This is a genomic window from Microbacterium sp. VKM Ac-2923, assembly GCF_022815605.1.
In the GTDB taxonomy this organism is placed as follows: domain Bacteria; phylum Actinomycetota; class Actinomycetes; order Actinomycetales; family Microbacteriaceae; genus Microbacterium.
In genome coordinates this window covers 120,058-138,074 of record NZ_JALGRP010000002.1, presented here as the reverse complement: position 1 = coordinate 138,074, position 18,017 = coordinate 120,058, and the positions used below count along the sequence as shown (strand labels likewise).

Here is an 18,017-nt window from a genome sequence, read left to right as displayed (position 1 = left end):
AAACGGGCCGCGCCCTCGCTCGATGTGAACGAGCCGTCAAACCGCGACGACCTCCCCCGCCACCACCGTGGCGCGGTTGCGGGTCTCGTGGATGCCGGCGGCTGCCCCCGCGAACGGGTTGCGGTCGGCGATGGCCAGGTCTGCCGCTGCGCCCGGCTCCAGGACGCCCGGCCCGATTCCGAGGAGATCCGCCGAACCGCGCGTGTAAGCGTCGAGCGCCGTCTCCAGCGGGAGGGACTGCGCGGCGCCGAGGGGCTCGGCATCCGCTTCCCCCGGCGGGCGGCGCGTGACGGCCACGTGCACACCGAGCCAGGGGTCGAACGTCGAGACCGGCCAGTCGGAACCCATCGCCAGTCGGGCGCCCGCCTCGCGCAGCGCCGCGAACGGGTACAGGTCATCCGCTCGCTCACGTCCGAGGAGCGGCAGGGTCACCTGCCGCACGAGGGCGTTCGCGCACGCCCAGTACGGCTGGCAGTTCGCGGTGACCTCGAGGGCGGCGAAACGCGCCACGTCGTCGGGGGCGATGAGCTCGAGGTGCGCGATGTGGTTGCGCACGCGCGAGCGATCGGCGGAGGGGACCGCCGCGAACCCGTCGAGCGCGTCGTGGACCGCGGCGTCGCCGAGGGCGTGGACGTGCACGGCGATGCCGGCGGCGTTGAGCGCCGGCACGAGCTGCTGCACCAGGTCGGGCGCGAAGTACGACAGCCCGTGCGAGCCGTCGGGGTACGGATGGCAGAGGTGTGCGGTGCGGGTCTCGACGATGCCGTCGAGCATCAGTTTCGCGGTGCGCGTGGGAAAGCCTGCCGCGCTGTTGACGCGGGCGCGGTCGACGGTCTCGGCGACGAAGGCGTCGATGCCCGCGGCGGTGAGATCCCGCGGCACCCAGATGGCTCCCGTCGCCCGCCCCACCAGCGCCCCGTCGCGCAAAAGCGCCAGGTAGGCGTGCGAGAAGTCGGGGTACCCGGCGTAGACGCCGAGCGCCGCTTCCTGCCAGCCGGTGATGCCGGCGGCGAGGGCCGACCGCGACACCTCGAGCAGGGCCCGCGCGATGTCGTCGGTGTCGTTCGGCGGGATCAGCGGAGAGACGAGCTGCATCGCGCCTTCCCGGAGGGCGCCGGTGGGGCTGCCGTCGGGCGCGCGCTCGAGGCGTCCGTCGGACGGGTCGGGAGTGTCCCGGTCGATGCTCGCGGCGGCCAGGGCCGCGGAGTTCGCCCACGCACCGTGGTGGTCGGCATCGAGGAGGAAGGCCGGTCGGTCGCCCACGAGCGAGTCGAGGTGGGCCGCGGTGGGGCCGCTGGGCGGGAAGAGCGTGGGATCCCACCCGCCTCCGACGATCCAGGCCGCCGTCGCACCGGCCGCGAACGACCGGATCCGCTCATCGACCTCGGCGAGGGTGGCCGCTCCCGACAGATCGCAGCGCAGGGCGTCGACGGCCCCGCCGCCGAGGTGCAGATGCGCGTCGACGAAGCCCGGGGTCACGAGGCCTCCGCGGGCGTCGAGTTCGTCGGCATCCGTCCCGAGAGCGTCCCGCACCTCGCGGCGCGACCCGACGGCGACGATCCTTCCGTCGCGCACGCCGACCGAGTCGGCATCCAGCACCGTACCGGCCGAGAAGAGGATGCCGTCGGTGACGAGGAGGCTGCTCATGGGTTCAGTGTGGCGGGGCGTCCGACGACACGCCCAAGGAATGCGGGCGGCACGGCGAGCGCTGTCCCTCGTATGCAGGCGATCACGTACTCCCAGACCGGTGACTCCTCCGTCCTCTCGCTCGTCGAGCGTCCTCTGCCTCAGCCGGGCGCCGGCGAGGTGCGCGTGCGCGTCGCCGTGTCGGGGGTGAACCCCACCGACTGGAAGGCCCGTCAGGGCGGGCGGCCCTTCGCGTTCGACGAGGTGACGCCGAACCAGGACGGCGCGGGAACCGTGGATGCCGTCGGCGACGGCGTCGATGCCGTGTCGGTCGGTCAGCGGGTGTGGATCTACCTCGCCCAGCACGAGCGCCCCACCGGCACCGCCGCCGACTACGCCGTCATCCCGGCGGCGCGCGCCGTGCCGCTGGCCGACGACGCGACGTTCGCTCTCGGTGCCAGCCTCGGCGTCCCCGCCATGACGGCCCACCGAGCGCTCACGGTGCACGAGCACGGTCCGTCGCGACTCGCGCCCGGCGCGCTGGAGGGGCGCACGGTCCTCGTACAGGGCGGCGCCGGCGCCGTCGGACACGCCGCGATCCAGCTCGCCGTCTGGGCGGGGGCCACGGTCATCGCCACCGTCAGCAGCGACGAGAAGGAAGCCCTCGCCCGCGCGGCCGGCGCCCACCACGTGCGGCAGTACCCGAGCGACGCGCTCGCCGACGGCATCCGCGAGCTCGCACCGAACGGCGTCGACCACATCGTGGAGGTCGCGATCGCCGACAACGCCGCCCTCGACGTCGACGTCATCGCCAACCACGGCACGGTCGGTTACTACGCCGACAACGGGGGCGACCGGTTCTCTGCGGCCGTCCGGGCGAGCTTCGCCAAGAACGTCCGCTGGCAGGGGCTCTTGCTGTACACCGTCGGCGAAGACGCGCTGCGCGCCGCTGCCGAAGACGTCTCGGCCGCTGTCGCCGACGGGGCACTCCCGGTGGGGGAGGATGCCGGACTGCCGCTGACCTGGTTCGCCCTCGCCGACACCGCGGCGGCGCACGACGCCGTGGCGAACGGGGCGACGGGCAAGGTGCTCATCCGCGTGTCCGACGAGGACTGATCCGTCGCCGAAGGACGTGGCCGGGGCTCGTTCCGTCGAGGTGAGGGCGCCCGCGACGGCTGGAGGGCCGCTGCGGTGATTCCGAGAGCGGGGAGCGTCCCGCCTCGCCGCGGGTGGGGACGCAGAGGCAGACCCCGCGATCTCGACAGGAATGTGCGGGGTGACCCACGCCGTCAGACGTGGGTCACCCCGCACCGGTAGGGGTGTGTCGAGCCTCAGAACTCGTTCGACGTGTGCGGGACCGACATGCCGCCGCCACTGACGAAGGTTCCGGCCGGCGGCGCGGGCTTCGGGAGCGGGATCGGGAGCTTCTTGCCCGCGACGCCGTTGACCGACTCGGTCGAGTACGCATACGTCAACAGCGCGGTGGCCATCGCGCCGGTGTTCACGTACAACGCCTTCTTGGAGTAGTTGGCGAGCGTGTCGAGGGCCGTGTGATAGTTCGGGTCGAGGGAGGCGCCCGCCGTGCCGCCCCACAGTGCAGCTTGCTGCGGCGTCTTCACTTCCTCGGCGCCGGTGAACAGACCGCCCGACGGGATGCCGTTGTTGATGAACGCCTCGTAGTCGCTGCGACCGTTGAACTCCGAGTCGTCGTACGGGAGGCGCAGGGCGGTGAAGTAGCTCGCGAAGAGCGACTCGATCGCCTCGGACCCTTCCGGGATCTCAACGGGCGCTTCGAAGGACGACTCGTCGGCGTCGTAGACGGTGTAGACGAAGTTCGGGGACGCGATCATGTCGAAGTTCAGATATAGCGCGATCTTCTCGATCTCTTCGGGTGCGAGCCCATCGACGTACGAGGTGCTCCCGACCAGGCCGGCTTCCTCGGCTCCCCACCACGCGAACCGCAGGGTGTTCTGCGGCGTGACCTTGCCGAACGCCTGCGCGGCGGACAGGAGGGCGGCCGTGCCGCTGCCGTTGTCATTGATGCCGGCACCTTCTGCGACGCTGTCGAGGTGGGCGCCGGCCATGACGACGTTGCCCGGGTTCTTTCCGGGCAGCTCCGCGATGACGTTCACCTGCGGCTTGTTCACCGGCGGCTCGATGGTCAGCGTCGCCGTGGTGCCGGCTGAGAGGGCCACGCCGTCGGCGAAGCTCGTCGTCACCACGGGGATCGTCAGGGGTGCGTCGTCGGGCGTGCCCAGGAGCGTGCCGCTGAAAAGCGGCTCGCGGTCGGGCGTGTTCCCCTGGTTGAAGATGATGACGCCGACGGCTCCCGCGGCTTCGGCGTTGAGCGCCTTCTGCCGGAAGGAGCACGTACCCCTCTGCACGAGCGCGATCGCGCCCTCGGGGAAGGCGGCGAAGTCCTCGGCTTCGCAACCGCTCGTCACCGGGTCGCGAGGAAGCGCGAGGGCGGTGTCCACGGCGACGACGTCACCCGTGACCGACCCGTAACCGGTACCGGCAGACTCGAGCGAGTCGTAGTCGGCCGCGGTCGGCGAGGTCTGCTGCAGGGTCGGCGGCGGCGACACGAAGAAGTCGAACTCGTCGTACGACACCTTCCAGCCCGCCTTCTCGAGGACGCCCGCGACGTAGGAGACGCTGGAGTCGTATCCGCTCGTGGTCGCCGCGCGATTGCCGTCGTTCTCGTCGGCGATCTTCTGGAGCGCCTTGAGGTGAATTGCGGGATCGATCGACGCGATGCACGCCTGCACCTTCGTCAGCGAAGGTGCAGAAAGGTTGCCGCAGGCGGTGGGCGTCGCGGCCGTTGCGGCGCCTGCCGGCGCTACTGCGAACGCGGCGATGAAGGCGGCGGCGCCAAGGGCGGCGATGCCTGTGCGAAGTGGAGCTCGGGATTGGGACATGGGGGGGATCTCCATCCTGTGAACTTGCTTTGGAGGGAGGCTAGCGGATGGTGACGCGCGCGTCGCCCCTTTCGGTGCCATCGGGCCGACTCACCGCGTGCGCGGCACGTATCTCGGCACCCACCGGATGAAGCCGATGGCACCGAGCACCGCGATCGCGCCCATCGCCCCGACCCCGACCGAGAGCGAGGCCACCGCCGTGAGCGCCGACACGATGAGCGGCGCCACTGCGCCCCCGGCATCCGTGAGCGTGCGCCACGACCCGAGGAACGCGGCGGGCTCGGTGGGAGGGGCGATGTCGGCGCCGAGGGTGAGCAGGATGCCGCTGGAGAGGCCGTTGCCTACACCGAGGACGGCGGCGAACATCGCGTACCACATGGCTGCGGAGCCCAGATCGTGCGTGAACGACAGCGCGATGAACCCGGCGCCCATGAGGATCATCGCCGGCAGCGCCGCCCACAGCCGACCGAAGCGGTCCATGACCTGCCCGCTGGCGTAGAACAGGGCGAAGTCGATCGCGCCGGAGACGCCGACGACGACGGCGATCGTCCCGGCATCCAGACCGAGCGACACGCCCCACAGCGGTAGCACCACCTGACGGGCCGAGCGAACAGCCGACAGCGACGCCGCCGCGAGTCCCAGGCGCGCCAGCACGCCCCGAAAGCGCCACATCGTGCGGAAGACACCGGCGCGCGGATGTACGGGGATCGCACTCGTGACGGGCTCGCCGCTGTCGTCGGCCGCGTCACTGCGGGCTCGTGACCCGGCCGTTGCCCGCACCGGAACCGCCTTCTCGGGATCTGGTCCGAGGAACACCAGCAGGATCACAGCGATCTGGCACACGGCGAAGAAGACGATGGATGCCGTCTCGTCGCCGAAGATGCCCAGCAACGCCGCCGAGATGAACGGTCCGACGAACATCCCGGCCCGGAAGGTACCCCCCAGCATCGACAGCGCCCGAGCGCGGAAGCGGAGCGGAACGCGCGTGGTCATGAAGGAGTGCCGGGCCAGGGCGAACGCCGCCGCACAGAAGCCGATGAGGAATACCGCGGCGGCGAAGACGGCCAGCGAGGCGGCGAAGACGATGCCGATCAGTCCGCCCAGGACGACGATCCCGGCAACGCCCATCGTGATGCGCTCGCCGAAGCGTGCCACCGCCCATCCGGCGGGGATGTTGCCGCACAGCTGCCCGACGACGAGGGCTGCGGCGACGAGGGCGGCGAGGGCGACATCCGCCCCGAGACGGTCGGCGATCACGGGGATGAGGGGGATGACGGCGCCCTCGCCGATCGCGAAGAGCAGGGTGGGTCCGTAGATCATCGGCGCGAAGCGCACCAGCACGTTCCGGGGAGAGTCGGCTGTCACCGTCTCCACGATAGGCTCGATACCAAATGCTCGAACTCGATTTGACCGCCGACATCCAGGCGCTGCGCTCGACCTTCGCCGATATCCAGGCCGTGGTCGACGTCGACGCACTCACCGCCGACATCGCTCGACTCAGCGAAGAGGCCGGCGCTCCTAACCTGTGGGACGACGTCGACAACGCTCAGAAGATCACCAGCCGTCTGAGCCACCGACAGGCGGAGCTCAAGCGCGTCTCCGAGATCGAGCAGCGCCTCGACGACCTCGAGGTGCTCGTCGGACTCGCGATCGAGATGGAAGACGAAGAGTCGGCCGACGAGGCCCGTCGTGAACTCGCCTCGTTGAAAGACGTGATCGGTCAGCTCGAGGTGCAGACCCTCCTCGACGGCGAGTACGACCCGCGCTCCGCGGTCGTCACGATCCGCTCGGGCGCGGGTGGCGACGACGCCACCGACTTCGCCGAGATGCTGCTGCGCATGTACCTGCGCTGGTGCGAGCGTCACAAGTACCCCGTGAAGGTGATGGACACCTCGTTCGCCGAGGGCGCCGGCATCAAGTCCGCGACCTTCGAGGTCGATGTGCCCTACGCCTACGGCACGCTGTCGGTCGAGGCCGGCACGCACCGCCTCGCGCGCATCAGCCCCTTCGGCGGGGCCGACAAGCGCCAGACCAGCTTCGCCGCGGTCGAGGTCATCCCCGTCATGGAAGAAGCCGTCGAGGTCGAGGTGCCCGAGGGCGACATCCGTGTCGACGTCTTCCGTTCGTCGGGCCCCGGTGGTCAGTCGGTCAACACGACCGACTCGGCCGTGCGCATCACGCACCTTCCCACCGGGCTGGTCGTGTCGATGCAGAACGAGAAGTCGCAGATCCAGAACCGCGCCGCCGCCATGCGCGTGCTGCAGACGCGCCTGCTCCTGCTCAAGCGCGAAGAAGAGGCCGCCAAGAAGAAGGAGCTCGCCGGCACGATCACCGCGAGCTGGGGCGACCAGATGCGCTCCTACTTCCTCTACGGCCAGCAGCTCGTGAAGGACCTCCGCACCGGCTACGAGGTCGGCAACCCCGCCGTCGTCTTCGACGGCGATCTCGATGGACTCATCGCCGCCGGTATCCGCTGGCGCAAGCGCAAAGACGACGACTGACACCTCCTCCCTCCGACGAGAACCCCGTGGATGCCGCGCACACCGGCATCCACGGGGTTCTCTCGTTCCGCGACACGGCGCGTCCTGACGGCCTGCTCAGGGCCCGCGCTTAGGCTCATCGAGCCATGATCCGGTTCGAGAACGTCACCAAGCGGTATCGCGGCACCGCGAAGCCCGCCCTGAACGCCGTCGACTTCGAGGTGCAGCGCGGGGAGTTCGTCTTCCTTGTGGGCGCGTCGGGGTCGGGGAAATCGTCGTGCCTGCAGCTCATCCTGCGGGCGGAGACGCCCAGTGAGGGCCGCGTCGTCGTTCTCGGCCGCGACCTGCGCACGCTGTCGAACCGCAAGGTGCCGTATTTTCGTCGCGAGATCGGCTCGGTCTTCCAGGACTTCCGACTGCTGCCCAACAAGACCGTCTTCCAGAACGTCGCCTTCTCGTTGCAGGTGACCGGCTCGTCCCGCGGCTTCATCCAGCAGGCGGTGCCCGAGGTGCTCGCCCTCGTCGGCCTCGACGGCAAAGAGAAGCGTCTGCCGCACGAACTGTCGGGGGGTGAGCAGCAGCGCGTCGCTATCGCGCGTGCCCTGGTGAACCGCCCCCAGGTGCTGCTCGCCGACGAGCCCACCGGAAACCTCGACCCGGGCACGTCGACCGACATCATGCGGCTGCTCGCCCGCATCAACGCCGGGGGCACGACCGTCGTCATGGCCACGCACGAGGCCGGCTTCGTCGACCAGATGCAGCGTCGCGTGATCGAACTGAGCGGCGGCGAGATGGTGCGCGACGAGCGCGGCGGCGGCTACGGCGACACCGCCAGCATCCCGCGTCTGACGCCCGAGGTCGAGAAGGGTGCGGCTGCTGTGGCCGCCCTCTCGGCCGTGCTCGAGGTACAGCGCGAGGTCACCGGTCGCACCGGTCCTCTGCAGCCCCTGCCGACACCCGACGCCGCGCCCGCGCCGCGTGCGGAGCGGATCCCGGATGGCGCGCCCGCGCCGGCCGCGGAACCGGCCTCGGATGCCGCGGCCTCCGCCTCTGCGGCGGTACCCGACGCCCCAGCCCTCACCGATGAGCCCCCTCGCCAGCCGCGTGAGCCGGGGACGAACACCGGGTTCATCCCGGTCACGACGCCCCAGGTCGATGAGCTCGGACTCGCGGACCGCCTCGGTCTCGGCAAGAAGACAGACAGCAGCAACGAAGTGGGGCCCACGACATGAGACTCGGGCTCATCCTGTCGGAGGCTTTCACGGGCCTGCGACGCAACGCCTCGATGGTGATCTCGGTCATCCTCGTCACCTTCGTCTCGCTGACCTTCGTCGGTGCGGCGATGCTCATGCAGATGCAGATCGGCAAGATGCAGTCGTACTGGGCCGACCGGGCGCAGGTGGCGGTGTTCATGTGCGCGTCGTCGTCGAACACGGACACCTGTCCGTCGGGCGAACCGGCGACGCAGGAGCAGATCGACACGGTGCGCGCGACCCTCGACGGGGAGGCGCTTGCGCCACTGATCCGCGACTACACCTTCCAGACCAGCGACGAGGTCTTCGCCGACGCCCAGCAGCAGTTGCCGGAGGAGATCCTGGGGGTGGTGACGGCCGATCAGTTCAACGCCACGTTCAACATCAACCTCGTCGACCAGCGCCAGTCAGACGTCATCACCGAGGCGTTCAGCGGCCAGACCGGCGTCGAAGAGGTGACCGATCAGTTGCAGTACCTCGAACCGCTGTTCCAAGCGCTGACGGTCGCGACCTACGTCGCCGTCGGGATCGCCGCGCTCATGCTGATCGCCGCGGTGCTGCTCATCGCCACGACGATCCGGCTGTCCGCATTCGCCCGGCGACGGGAGCTCGGCATCATGCGCCTGGTGGGTGCGTCCAACCGCTTCATCCAGACGCCGTTCGTCGTCGAGGGTGTCATCGCGGCTCTCGTGGGCTCGGCGCTCGCGAGCGTCGCGGTCTGGGCCATCGTGGGCGTCGGAGTGAATCAGTATCTGCGGGACCGCATCGGCTTCATCACGTCGTGGGTCGATGTCGGCGACGTCGCCATCGTCATCCCGGTCATCGTCGTACTCGGTGTGGTCCTCGCCGCGCTCAGCGCCAGCTTCGCTATCCGGCGGTGGCTGCGCACCTGATCGTCCGCCGCCCCGTGCGGAGCCGGCCTGTCGCGTGAGGTAGTCTGTAAGGCTCTGTGTGCCCATGATCATGAGGAGGTGGCACCGTGCCTCGTGAGCAAGGTGAGAAGCTCATCGCGTCCAACAAGAAGGCGCGTCACGACTACGCCATCGAGAAGACGTACGAAGCGGGTCTGATCCTGACCGGCACCGAGGTCAAGTCGCTGCGGCAGGGCCGCGCGAATCTGACCGACGGCTACGCCTACATCGACGGCGGGCAGGCGTTCCTCGACGCCGTGCACATTCCCGAGTACTCCCAGGGGCACTGGACCAACCACTCCGCCAAGCGCACCCGAAAGCTCCTCCTGCACAAGGAAGAGATCGTCAAGCTCTCGCACGCGGTCTCCGCGGGCGGGTACACGCTGGTGCCGTTGCGTCTGTATTTCCTCGACGGTCGCGCGAAGGTCGAGATCGCCGTCGCCAAGGGCAAGCGCGAGTTCGAGAAGCGCCAGACGATCCGCGAGCGCGAAGACAAGCGCGAGGCGGAGCGCGCGATGCGTACCAAGAACCGCCTGGGAGACTGACCTCCGATCGCGTGCGGGCGCGGGGACCACTCCTTTTCGCTCGCCGCGGTGCGGGCCGCAGGCCCCGTCGCTCACTCGGCGCGGAAGCGCCCCTCGACGACCGAGGTCACCACGATCTCCGGCGGTTGCAGGCTGAACGAGGGGCCTCCGGCATCGCTCGCGGCCATCAGGCGGGCGCCCATCGGCGCCGGAGGCTGCGGGCGGGTGCCGAGAAGGCCGGCATCCGCGATCTCGACGGCGGCGACGGATGCCAGGTTCAGCGCGTCCGCGTAGGCCGCAGCGCGCTCGACGGCCACGTGCACGGCCTCGGCAGCCACCTCGCGCTCGACGCGGGCGCGAGTGTCGGGGGAGAGCCGCCACTCCACGGCCGTGACCTGAACGTCGTCGGACTCGGCGACGTCGCCGAGCCACCACGACAGCGCCCCGGCATCGGTGAACGTCGCTGACAGCTCCACGCTGGCGTGATGCACCAGGGGGAGCTGTACGCCCTCGTTGTTCCAGGGCCGGTCGGACCACACCGAGACGCGGGCGCTGGACCACTCCGATACTTCTCCGGAGCGCAGGTGCGCCACGAGGCCGTCCTGCACGGACGACGCCCGTTCCTGCGCCCGCTCCACCACGGGGCCGCGCGACGGGCCGTCGGTGGTGACGGTGACCCGCACCGCTGCTTCTTCGGCGCGCACACGCGCGTTGCTCTCGCCCCGGACGGTGATGACGACGTCGCTCATGCGGTGAGCCTACGCGACGGCCCCCGCGCGACCGTCAGCGGGAATCACCCCGGGCCGTGTTCCGTTGTAGACTGGGATACTCGGATGCTTCGGCACCCGAGGTGGCAACTCAACAGCGTGACAACGGCCGCTCCTTCACGGAGTTCCCGGGGCTGATCGGTTTCGACAGCGCCTGCGAACCCGCGAGAAGCGGGCCGAGGATGTGGGGTTAACTCGTTAACGCTCCCCGCAAAACTATAAGTGCCGATGCTAAGCGCACTGACTTCGCCCTCGCTGCCTAAGCGAGCCCGATAGTCCGTCAGACCGTGTGCGACCCCGCCACGGATCCTGGCGTCATTTAGGGGTCTTGCTGCGTGACGGCGTCTGGACGTCACGCGGGACTTTTCCCAGGCTGGGCTTGTCGACTTAGGTGTCTGTGACAAAGGTCGGAGCCGAGCAGAACGTCTGCACAGACTGCGCCCGGAGAAAACGCGGAGACCCAGCGTTGGACGGGGGTTCGATTCCCCCCAGCTCCACGAGCCGTTGTCACGAAGAGTTGCACGACGAAGTCCCTGCTCCCGCCCGTCTCGGCGAGAGCGGGGGCTTCTTTCGTTCGGCCGTCCGTGCCGTCGCACCGGGGGCGACCCGACCGTCGGGCCGTTCGCGGAGTGCCACCGCCCGAGGACGGTGCCGTCGGCACCAGCGGTGGCCGCGCTCAGCCCGCGGCGCTGCGGGTGTGGATGTCGCTCTCGCCGGAGACGTCGTTGAGGTCGAGGTACACGCGCCCGTCGGTGCGGGTCAGGGTGGCCGTGCTGCGGCGTTCGATGCCCTCGGCGAGCCGCTCGATGAAGCCGGAGTCGAAGCTGTGCAGGAGCACCTCGTCGGCGCGGTGGATGCGCTTGCCCGCCCAGGGCGCGGCCACCTTCCCGGGATCGCGGTGGGTGTAGACGGCGACCCGCTCGGCCTTCATGCTGCCGGTGTGCAGGCGCGCGGCATCCGGGGCTCCGACCTCGATCCACGCCACGAGGGCGCCGGTCATGTCCTTGACCATCACCGCGGGCTCGTCGGTGGCGGCGACGCCCTCGCTGAAGCCGATTCCCTCTTCGTACTCGAGGCAATAGGCGAGCACGCGCGTCAACATGTACGGAGCGGTCTCGGACGGATGCCGGGCGACACGAAGCTGCAGTTCGTCGTACACGCCGCGATCGACGTCGGAGAGCTGCACCGTGAAGGTGTGAATGGTCGAGCCGATAGCCACGAGGGTCGAGCCTACGCTGCGTCCGGTGCAGCTCGACGCGATCGCGGCGGGACGGTGCGGTGTCAGGCTCGGGGGCGCTCTTGCCGAACGGGCGGTCCAGGAAAATCCCGTGCGATCAGTGAACCGGCTAGCGTCAGGAGATGCCCGACCCGCGCAACTCTCGTATCGACATCGGACCCCTTCGCCTCGAACCGGTGCTTGAGGCGGCGCGCTGGCGGGCCGTGGGCCGTGGCGACGACATCCCGGTCGAGGCCGGCTGGAGCGACTGGGTCGCCCTCGCCCAGCGCGTCCTGCGGGCCGACGAGCTCTGGCGCGGGCTCGAAGCGCGCGGCGACGCGTGGGACGAGGGCTTCGCGGCAGCGCGCGATGCCGCCGCGGCGAACCCGTACCGGTGACGCCGGGTCATCGGCATCCGTTCGGACGGGTCAGCGGGGGGCGTCGACGAGGATCAGGCTCTGCCGCGTGTCGGCCAGTTTCACCCAGCCGTCACCGAACAGGTAGGTCAGGCCGTAGCCGTCGACGCCGCGCCCGCCGAGCCATTCCGGGTTCTCGGTGACGTAGGTGCCGTTGTCGTCGACCTCGACTTTCCAGCCGGAGGCGACGAGCTCCTTCTGAGCGGTGGCCGCGGTGGCGGCGTCGATCGGCGCCCATCCGAAGATCTGCACGCGGTCCGACGCGATCCTCTGATCGCCCCACTTGCACTGGATGCCCTCGTCGAGCGCCGTCCCTCCGAGGCGGAACGGCTCCTGCTGCGAGACCCAGCCCAGACTCTTGAAGTCGTCGGCGGTCGCCTGAGGAATGATGTTCTCGCACGTCGGGTCGGGCGTCTCCGACGCGGGTGTCGCCGTCGTCGGAGGCGCATCGACAGCCGGGCCCGAGGCCGACGCGGCGACGCTCGGCGCGGATTCGGGGGTGGTGCTGGTACAGGCGGTGAGCACGATGACGGCGAGAATGACCACGGTCGCAGCGGAGGTCGCACGCCGACGCGGGCCGATCACCGGGAGTCCTCGCCGTGCAGGAGAGCGAAGAAATCGTCGTGCAGGGTGCCGTTCGTTGCGAGCGATGATCCCGCGTCCAGGCGGTCCGAGCCGTCGAAGGCGGTGAAGCGCCCACCCGCCTCCCGCACGATGGGGGCGATTGCGGCGATGTCGTACTCCTTCACGTCGAACTCGGCGACGAGCTCCAGCCGACCCTCGGCGAGCCACATGTAGGGCAGGGCATCGCCGTAGGCGCGGTCGCGCCAGACCGCGCGCGTGAGCCTCTCGAGAGTCGGCAGGAGGTCGACACCGTCCCATTGCTCGATGCTCTGGAAGCTGATGCTCGACGCACTGAGCTCATCGACCGCCGAGACGCGGATGCCACGCGTCTCGCCCGACGCGGTGGTGGTCCAGGCGCCCTGGCCGACGGCAGCCCACCATCGGCGGTCGATGGCCGGCTGGCTCACGACGCCGACCTGCGGAACGCCGTCGACGGTGAGGGCGATGAGCGTCGCCCACACCGGGATGCCGCGCATGTAGTTGTGCGTCCCGTCGATCGGGTCGATGACCCAACGGCGGGCCGTGTCGCCGGAGGAGCCGTACTCCTCGCCCAGGACCGCGTCGTCGGGCCGCTCGGCATCCAGGATCCGGCGGATCGCACGTTCGGTGGCGAGGTCCGCCTCGGTCACGTGCGTACGGTCGGGTTTGGTGTCGATGCGGAGGTCGGCCGCGTCGAAGCGCTGCATCGACACGGCGTCGGCGGCATCGGCCAGGCGGAGCGCGAGGGCGAGGTCGTCGGTGAGGGTCGGGGGCGTCGCTTCGATCGGGGACACGGCTCAAGGATATCGGTCGACACGCGGCCGATTTGGCGCCCTCACGTCACGCCTGGTAACGTAATCCCTCGGTTCGGAACGTCAGTTTCGGGCCGAACGGAACGCACCTCTAGCTCAATCGGCAGAGCAACTGACTCTTAATCAGTGGGTTCTGGGTTCAAGTCCCAGGGGGTGCACCACCCACTCAGCCCCCTTCCTCACTCTTGTGCGGGAGGGGGCTGAGTCGTTCCGCCGACGCGCTCCGAGTTGCCGATGCACTCTCGTCGCCACGTCGAGCCGGCGCAGGTCGCCGCATGCCGGGACGCCCTCCTCCGGGTCGACAGACGGCGGAAACGCGCGATTCCCTCAGCTATGGGACGTGCTCGTTCGCCGCGCGGCCGACATCGCCGGAGCTCCCTGACCGCCGCGGGTGGCGGAACAGCCGTCATCGACGAGGAATTCCGTTATTCTTCCGGCGCGACGGAGTCGGCCGTGCGGTGAGATACCCGGTCTATTCATCGGGCGTTCGGCCGTCATTTCCGAGGGAGCACTTGTGGCGGGAGCGCGGAAATGACGAATCCGGCGACCTGGGCAAAGTTACCGATATCATCTTGCACCTCGCGACTCCCTGTCAATCGTGAAATTTCCCGCCTCGTGTGGATGCAGGCCCGACGGATCGGGGGACGGCCGCGCGGACGACTGTTCGCTTCCTGCGCGGGGACGCCGAATTCTCCGCCCCACTGCCACCGTCGAAGCGGTGACGCGTCAACCGCGGAGAGATGAAATGGCGGGCGAGCGCGGTCCATTTTTAATCACCCCGTAATGGGCGGGGTATATGGTCGGCTTTGCTGCACCGCAGCGGTCCTGACATTTGCACCCGCCGCGGGGCGTAGCGAAAATCAATGCGCACCCTGAGCACGAGCCGAAAGCACAATGCGCCCATGGAACTCAACGCCGCCTCCGGTGTTCCGTCCCGTCCGTCCGCCCGCCACCGACGCACCCTGCTGGTCACCACCGTCGCCGTCGCCGCCGCCCTCGTCGCCGGGAGCGCAACGCCCAGCGTCGCCGCCGTCACCGGTCCCGTCGGGCTCCTCCCCGACAGTGCCCGGCCGCAGGTTCCCGCCATGCCGGTCTCCGGTCCCCTTGAAGTCGGCTTCACGTTCTCGCCCGCCGAATCGGGCTCGCTCTCGGCGGTGCGCTTCTATCAGAACGCGTCCAACTCCGGTGTCGTCAGCGCATCGGTCTGGTCGGCCACCGGCGCTCTTCTCGCCCAGGTCCCGGTGAATCCGGTGGCCGCGGTCGGCTGGCGAACGGTGCCGGTCGCGCTCGACCTCGAGGCGGATGTCACGTACACCGTCAGCGTGCTCGACAACGACGGCCGCATGCCCGCCATCGAGAATTTCTTCGCCGAGGCGAAGACGACCAACGGCATCGTCACGCCCGCGAAGGCCGGGGTGTACAAGGCCTCGGCCGGGTACCCCACCATCGGACAGACCGCAAGCGGCCTCGTCGACATCGCCTTCACGGCCGAACCCATCATCGAATCCGGTCCCGAGTCGCCGCCGATCGAGCCGACGGATCCGGAGCCGACCACACCCGAACCCACGCCGACTCCCGTCGAGCCGAGTGTGCCCGCGCCCGACCCCGCCGGCCCTGTCAGCACCGTCGGACCCGACGGCACGCACTGGCCCGAGAACACGCCGCGCATCGAAGAGGCGCGCGTCGTCGAGGTGAAGCCGACGTGGGCCGCGATCTCCGCGGCCATCGCGACGGAGTCCAAGACCTCCGACAACGTGGCAGTCTGCGTCACCCCGGGCACCATCACGGGTGGCAACGGCGCGGGGTCCAGCGCGAAGGGCGTCATCCAGGACGTCGGTAATGCCAACCGTGCTTCACGCATCCTTGTGACGCCGTGCGACGGTGTCGGCTCGGTCAAGACCGCCGGCGACAAGGGCGTTGCGTTCGTCGGCCTCCGCGGCGTGTCCATCGTCGGCATCGATTTCGGTGACACCTCCGTGATGCTCCGTAATGTGGATGCCGTCGGCTTCGGCTACACGACCGTGCGCACGCTGCTGATCACCGCGAACGGCGCCGGGGGTGTTCGAGACACCCAGGTCATCGAGGTGGTGGCCGGTACCGAAGCCGCGGAGGGGGCCGGGTACGACCGGATGGAAGTGAAGTCCGCCGGCGGGTACGACATCGCCGGGCTCACCTTCTCGGGGCTGTACGCCGCACCGCACTACAAAGCGCGCGGATCCAGCGCCCACACGGACACGATCCAGTTCGTCACCACCTCGGGCGACGGGACCATCACCGACGTCGTCATCGAGGATTCGGCGGTGTTCCAGTCGACGAATCAGGGCATCATCGCGGGCAACAACAGCGGTGGCGAGTTCCGCAACACGCTCGTTGTCGGTGGCAAGACGGGGCAGCTCCGCTACCCGGTCTACGAGGGGGGTCAGCCTGTCATCGGTGCGAACTCGCTCCACGGCACCTGGTCGGGCCTCGCCATGGACACCACCTCGGTCGCGGGCAGCGTCTCGCCCTACTACTCGTTCTCCGAGGTCGGCGCATCCGAGAGCACGAAGGGCGACCGCGGATTCAGCAAGCTCGAGCCGATGACCCTCGACGACCTCGACGAGGTGGCGCCCGTGCCGACGGCCGAGCGTCTCGCCTCCATCTGGGGCTGACCCGCTGACGCGAGAGGCGCCGAGTGCCGCACCCGATCGAATTCGATCGGGGTGTCGGTACTCGGCGCCTCCCGTGCGTCACGCCGTCCGGAGGACGTCCGCGGGCCGGCGGTCAGGCCGCGTCGCCGACCAGCACCGCGGCTCCGACGTCTGCGGCATCTGCGTGCGCGCCGTCGACGTGCGTGAGGAACCGGCGCCCGAACAGGATGCAGGCGGTCGCGATCACGACGGCCGCCGCGGCCATCAGGTACGGCACGCTGGCGTTGTAGGTGTGCCACAGCACCGCGGCGAGCGGGGGAGCGACCGCACCCCCGAGGAAACGCACGGCGGAGTACGCCGAGGATGCCACCGACCGGGGGAGGTCGGTCGCCTCCATCACCGCTTCGGTGAGCGCGGTGTTGACGACGCCGAGAACGAGTCCGCCCACCACGATGCACGCGACCAGGGCGGCCGCGGACGACACGACGAGCGCCGCGACGACGAGGTCGAGGGCCAGGAGCGGTAATGCGATGAGCAGCACGGTGGTGAGCCGGAGGCGCCGCAGCAGCAGGGGAGCGACCCAGACGCTGGTGATCGCCAGCCCCAGTCCCCAGCCGAAGAACGTCAGGCCGATGCCCATTGCGCCGAAACCGAGGGGGAACGGCGAGAACGCCAGCAACGTGAAGAAGCCGATGTTGTAGAAGAGCGCGGTCGCGGCGAGGATCGCCAGCGCCGGGCGGCCGAGAGCGCGGAACGGCGCGCTGAAGGCGAGGGGAGTGCGCTCGGGTGAGGGGCCGCGCAGAAGAACCATCACGGCCGCGAACGCGATCGCCATGAGCACGACGACGCCGAAGAACGGGCCCCGCCAGCTCACTTCACCCAGGATGCCGCCCAGCAGCGGCCCCACAGCGATGCCGAGGCCGAGCGCGGCTTCGTACAGGATGATCGCGGCGGAGCTTCCCCCCGACGCCGCCCCCACGATCGTCGCGAGGGCGGTCGAGATGAAGAGGGCGTTGCCGAGACCCCAGCCCGCGCGGAAGCCGATGATCGCGTCGACGCTGCCGCTGAGCGCGCAGAAGAGGGAGAACACGACGATGAGGCCGAGGCCCACCAGCAGTGTGGCCTTCGCGCCGATGCGGCTCGAGATCCAGCTCGTCACCAGCATCGCCAAGCCCGTCACGACGAGGTAGCTTGTGAAGAGCAGTTCGGTCTCGACCGGTGTCGCCTCGAGCGAATCGGCGATCGCGGGCAGGATCGGATCGACCAGACCGATGCCCATGAATGCCACGACGCACGCGAACGCGACAGCCCACACTTGAGCGGGCTGCTGCCAGATGCGGGGTGCTGCGGTAGCCGTGCTCACCGGACGACCTCCTTGTCGTTCGCGGTCGATCCGATGGCGGGGGCAACGGGCACGAGCCCGACGCGCAACGACAGCGCGGTAGCTGCCATGCTCACCGCCTCCCACTCCGACTCCGACAGGTCTGCGACGTGCGGGGCGAGCGCGGCGCGGAACTGCTCGAACCAGCCCGCGAGGGCGTCGAGACCCTGATCCGTCGCCCGGATCACACTGACGCGCGAGTCGCTCGGGTGCGCGGCGCGCTCGACGAGGCCCGCGGCATCCATCTGATGCACCAGCCGCGTCATACCCGGCTGGGTCACCCGGCTCAGGGTCGCGAGATCGCCGAGCCGCTGCGGTCCGTGGTCGCGCAGGAGCGTCAGCGTGCGCCATTGCGCCGCCGGGGCGTCGTTCTGGGTGTCGATGGCCGCGATGCGCGTGAGGGCGTGCACCGCGAGTAGAAGTGTCTGCAGGTCGTCGTCGCGGGTCATGGGAAAAGCATACCGCAGGTATATACCGAAG

At 69.6% G+C, this 18,017-nt stretch carries 16 protein-coding genes, 1 tRNA gene and 1 other RNA gene; 9 read left to right on the top strand and 9 right to left on the bottom strand.

Translation table 11 applies throughout. From position 1 onward, the window contains the following. Positions 1–36: 36 nt before the first annotated feature. Positions 37–1,647 carry an amidohydrolase gene (locus MT347_RS03805; protein WP_243498238.1) on the bottom strand — a complete coding sequence of 537 codons (1,611 nt, stop codon included), beginning with the start codon at positions 1,645–1,647 and terminating at the stop codon, positions 37–39. A 72-nt stretch (positions 1,648–1,719) separates the two neighbouring features. On the opposite strand from MT347_RS03805, the gene MT347_RS03800 reads away from it, so the two are divergent. Then, a complete protein-coding gene (locus MT347_RS03800; RefSeq protein ID WP_243498236.1) occupies positions 1,720–2,742 on the top strand; it encodes an NADPH:quinone reductase in 1,023 nt (340 codons plus the stop codon). Between the two features lie 215 nt (positions 2,743–2,957). On the opposite strand, the gene MT347_RS03795 is transcribed toward MT347_RS03800, so the two are convergent. Next, the gene (locus tag MT347_RS03795; protein WP_243498234.1) at positions 2,958–4,544 is read right to left on the bottom strand and encodes a M28 family peptidase; all 1,587 of its coding nucleotides are present in this window, start codon (positions 4,542–4,544) and stop codon (positions 2,958–2,960) included. 90 nt (positions 4,545–4,634) lie between these two features. Then, positions 4,635–5,864, bottom strand: a complete 1,230-nt coding sequence (locus MT347_RS03790) for an MFS transporter (protein ID WP_243499020.1) — start codon at positions 5,862–5,864, stop codon at positions 4,635–4,637. A 71-nt stretch (positions 5,865–5,935) separates the two neighbouring features. Here MT347_RS03790 and prfB point away from each other — a divergent pair, with 71 nt between their 5' ends. The 4 genes from prfB to smpB all read left to right on the top strand — a co-directional run bounded on the left by prfB (position 5,936) and on the right by smpB (position 9,733). Continuing rightward, positions 5,936–7,045 (top strand): peptide chain release factor 2, encoded by a 1,110-nt coding sequence (prfB, locus tag MT347_RS03785; protein ID WP_243498232.1) that lies wholly within the window; start codon positions 5,936–5,938, stop codon positions 7,043–7,045. Between the two features lie 125 nt (positions 7,046–7,170). Further along, the gene (gene ftsE, locus MT347_RS03780) at positions 7,171–8,256 is read left to right on the top strand and encodes a cell division ATP-binding protein FtsE (protein ID WP_243498230.1); all 1,086 of its coding nucleotides are present in this window, start codon (positions 7,171–7,173) and stop codon (positions 8,254–8,256) included. Next, positions 8,253–9,170, top strand: coding sequence for a permease-like cell division protein FtsX (ftsX, locus tag MT347_RS03775; RefSeq protein ID WP_243498228.1), 918 nt, complete (start codon positions 8,253–8,255; stop codon positions 9,168–9,170). The genes ftsE and ftsX overlap by 4 nt, the downstream gene beginning before the upstream one ends. Positions 9,171–9,256: 86 nt before the next feature. After that, the gene (gene smpB, locus MT347_RS03770) at positions 9,257–9,733 is read left to right on the top strand and encodes an SsrA-binding protein SmpB (protein WP_243498226.1); all 477 of its coding nucleotides are present in this window, start codon (positions 9,257–9,259) and stop codon (positions 9,731–9,733) included. A 71-nt stretch (positions 9,734–9,804) separates the two neighbouring features. Here smpB and MT347_RS03765 read toward each other — a convergent pair whose 3' ends face one another. After that, the gene (locus tag MT347_RS03765; protein ID WP_243498224.1) at positions 9,805–10,461 is read right to left on the bottom strand and encodes an SIMPL domain-containing protein; all 657 of its coding nucleotides are present in this window, start codon (positions 10,459–10,461) and stop codon (positions 9,805–9,807) included. 148 nt (positions 10,462–10,609) lie between these two features. On the opposite strand from MT347_RS03765, the gene ssrA reads away from it, so the two are divergent. Further along, positions 10,610–10,979: a transfer-messenger RNA gene (gene ssrA / locus MT347_RS03760) on the top strand. A gap of 176 nt (positions 10,980–11,155) precedes the next feature. On the opposite strand, the gene MT347_RS03755 is transcribed toward ssrA, so the two are convergent. Then, positions 11,156–11,698: a YaeQ family protein gene (locus MT347_RS03755; RefSeq protein ID WP_243498222.1), complete on the bottom strand. Its 543-nt coding sequence runs from the start codon at positions 11,696–11,698 to the stop codon at positions 11,156–11,158. 140 nt (positions 11,699–11,838) lie between these two features. Between MT347_RS03755 and MT347_RS03750 the strand changes: the two genes are divergently transcribed. Then, entirely contained in the window at positions 11,839–12,093 is a 255-nt protein-coding gene (locus tag MT347_RS03750) for a hypothetical protein (protein ID WP_243498220.1), read from the top strand. 30 nt (positions 12,094–12,123) lie between these two features. On the opposite strand, the gene MT347_RS03745 is transcribed toward MT347_RS03750, so the two are convergent. Both MT347_RS03745 and MT347_RS03740 read right to left on the bottom strand, forming a co-directional pair. After that, positions 12,124–12,657, bottom strand: a complete 534-nt coding sequence (locus MT347_RS03745) for a hypothetical protein (RefSeq protein ID WP_243498218.1) — start codon at positions 12,655–12,657, stop codon at positions 12,124–12,126. A gap of 35 nt (positions 12,658–12,692) precedes the next feature. Continuing rightward, positions 12,693–13,499, bottom strand: a complete 807-nt coding sequence (locus tag MT347_RS03740; RefSeq protein WP_374206502.1) for an inositol monophosphatase — start codon at positions 13,497–13,499, stop codon at positions 12,693–12,695. A 112-nt stretch (positions 13,500–13,611) separates the two neighbouring features. Here MT347_RS03740 and MT347_RS03735 point away from each other — a divergent pair. Together MT347_RS03735 and MT347_RS03730 are read left to right on the top strand one after the other, a co-directional pair. Next, a tRNA-Lys gene (locus MT347_RS03735) sits at positions 13,612–13,687 on the top strand. A 741-nt stretch (positions 13,688–14,428) separates the two neighbouring features. Further along, positions 14,429–16,177 (top strand): DUF4082 domain-containing protein, encoded by a 1,749-nt coding sequence (locus MT347_RS03730; protein ID WP_243498214.1) that lies wholly within the window; start codon positions 14,429–14,431, stop codon positions 16,175–16,177. Positions 16,178–16,289: 112 nt separating this feature from the next. On the opposite strand, the gene MT347_RS03725 is transcribed toward MT347_RS03730, so the two are convergent. Both MT347_RS03725 and MT347_RS03720 read right to left on the bottom strand, forming a co-directional pair. Further along, positions 16,290–17,519, bottom strand: a complete 1,230-nt coding sequence (locus MT347_RS03725) for an MFS transporter (protein WP_243498212.1) — start codon at positions 17,517–17,519, stop codon at positions 16,290–16,292. Beyond that, positions 17,516–17,986: a MarR family winged helix-turn-helix transcriptional regulator gene (locus MT347_RS03720; RefSeq protein WP_243498210.1), complete on the bottom strand. Its 471-nt coding sequence runs from the start codon at positions 17,984–17,986 to the stop codon at positions 17,516–17,518. The genes MT347_RS03725 and MT347_RS03720 overlap by 4 nt, the downstream gene beginning before the upstream one ends. Between the last annotated feature and the right edge of the window lie 31 nt (positions 17,987–18,017).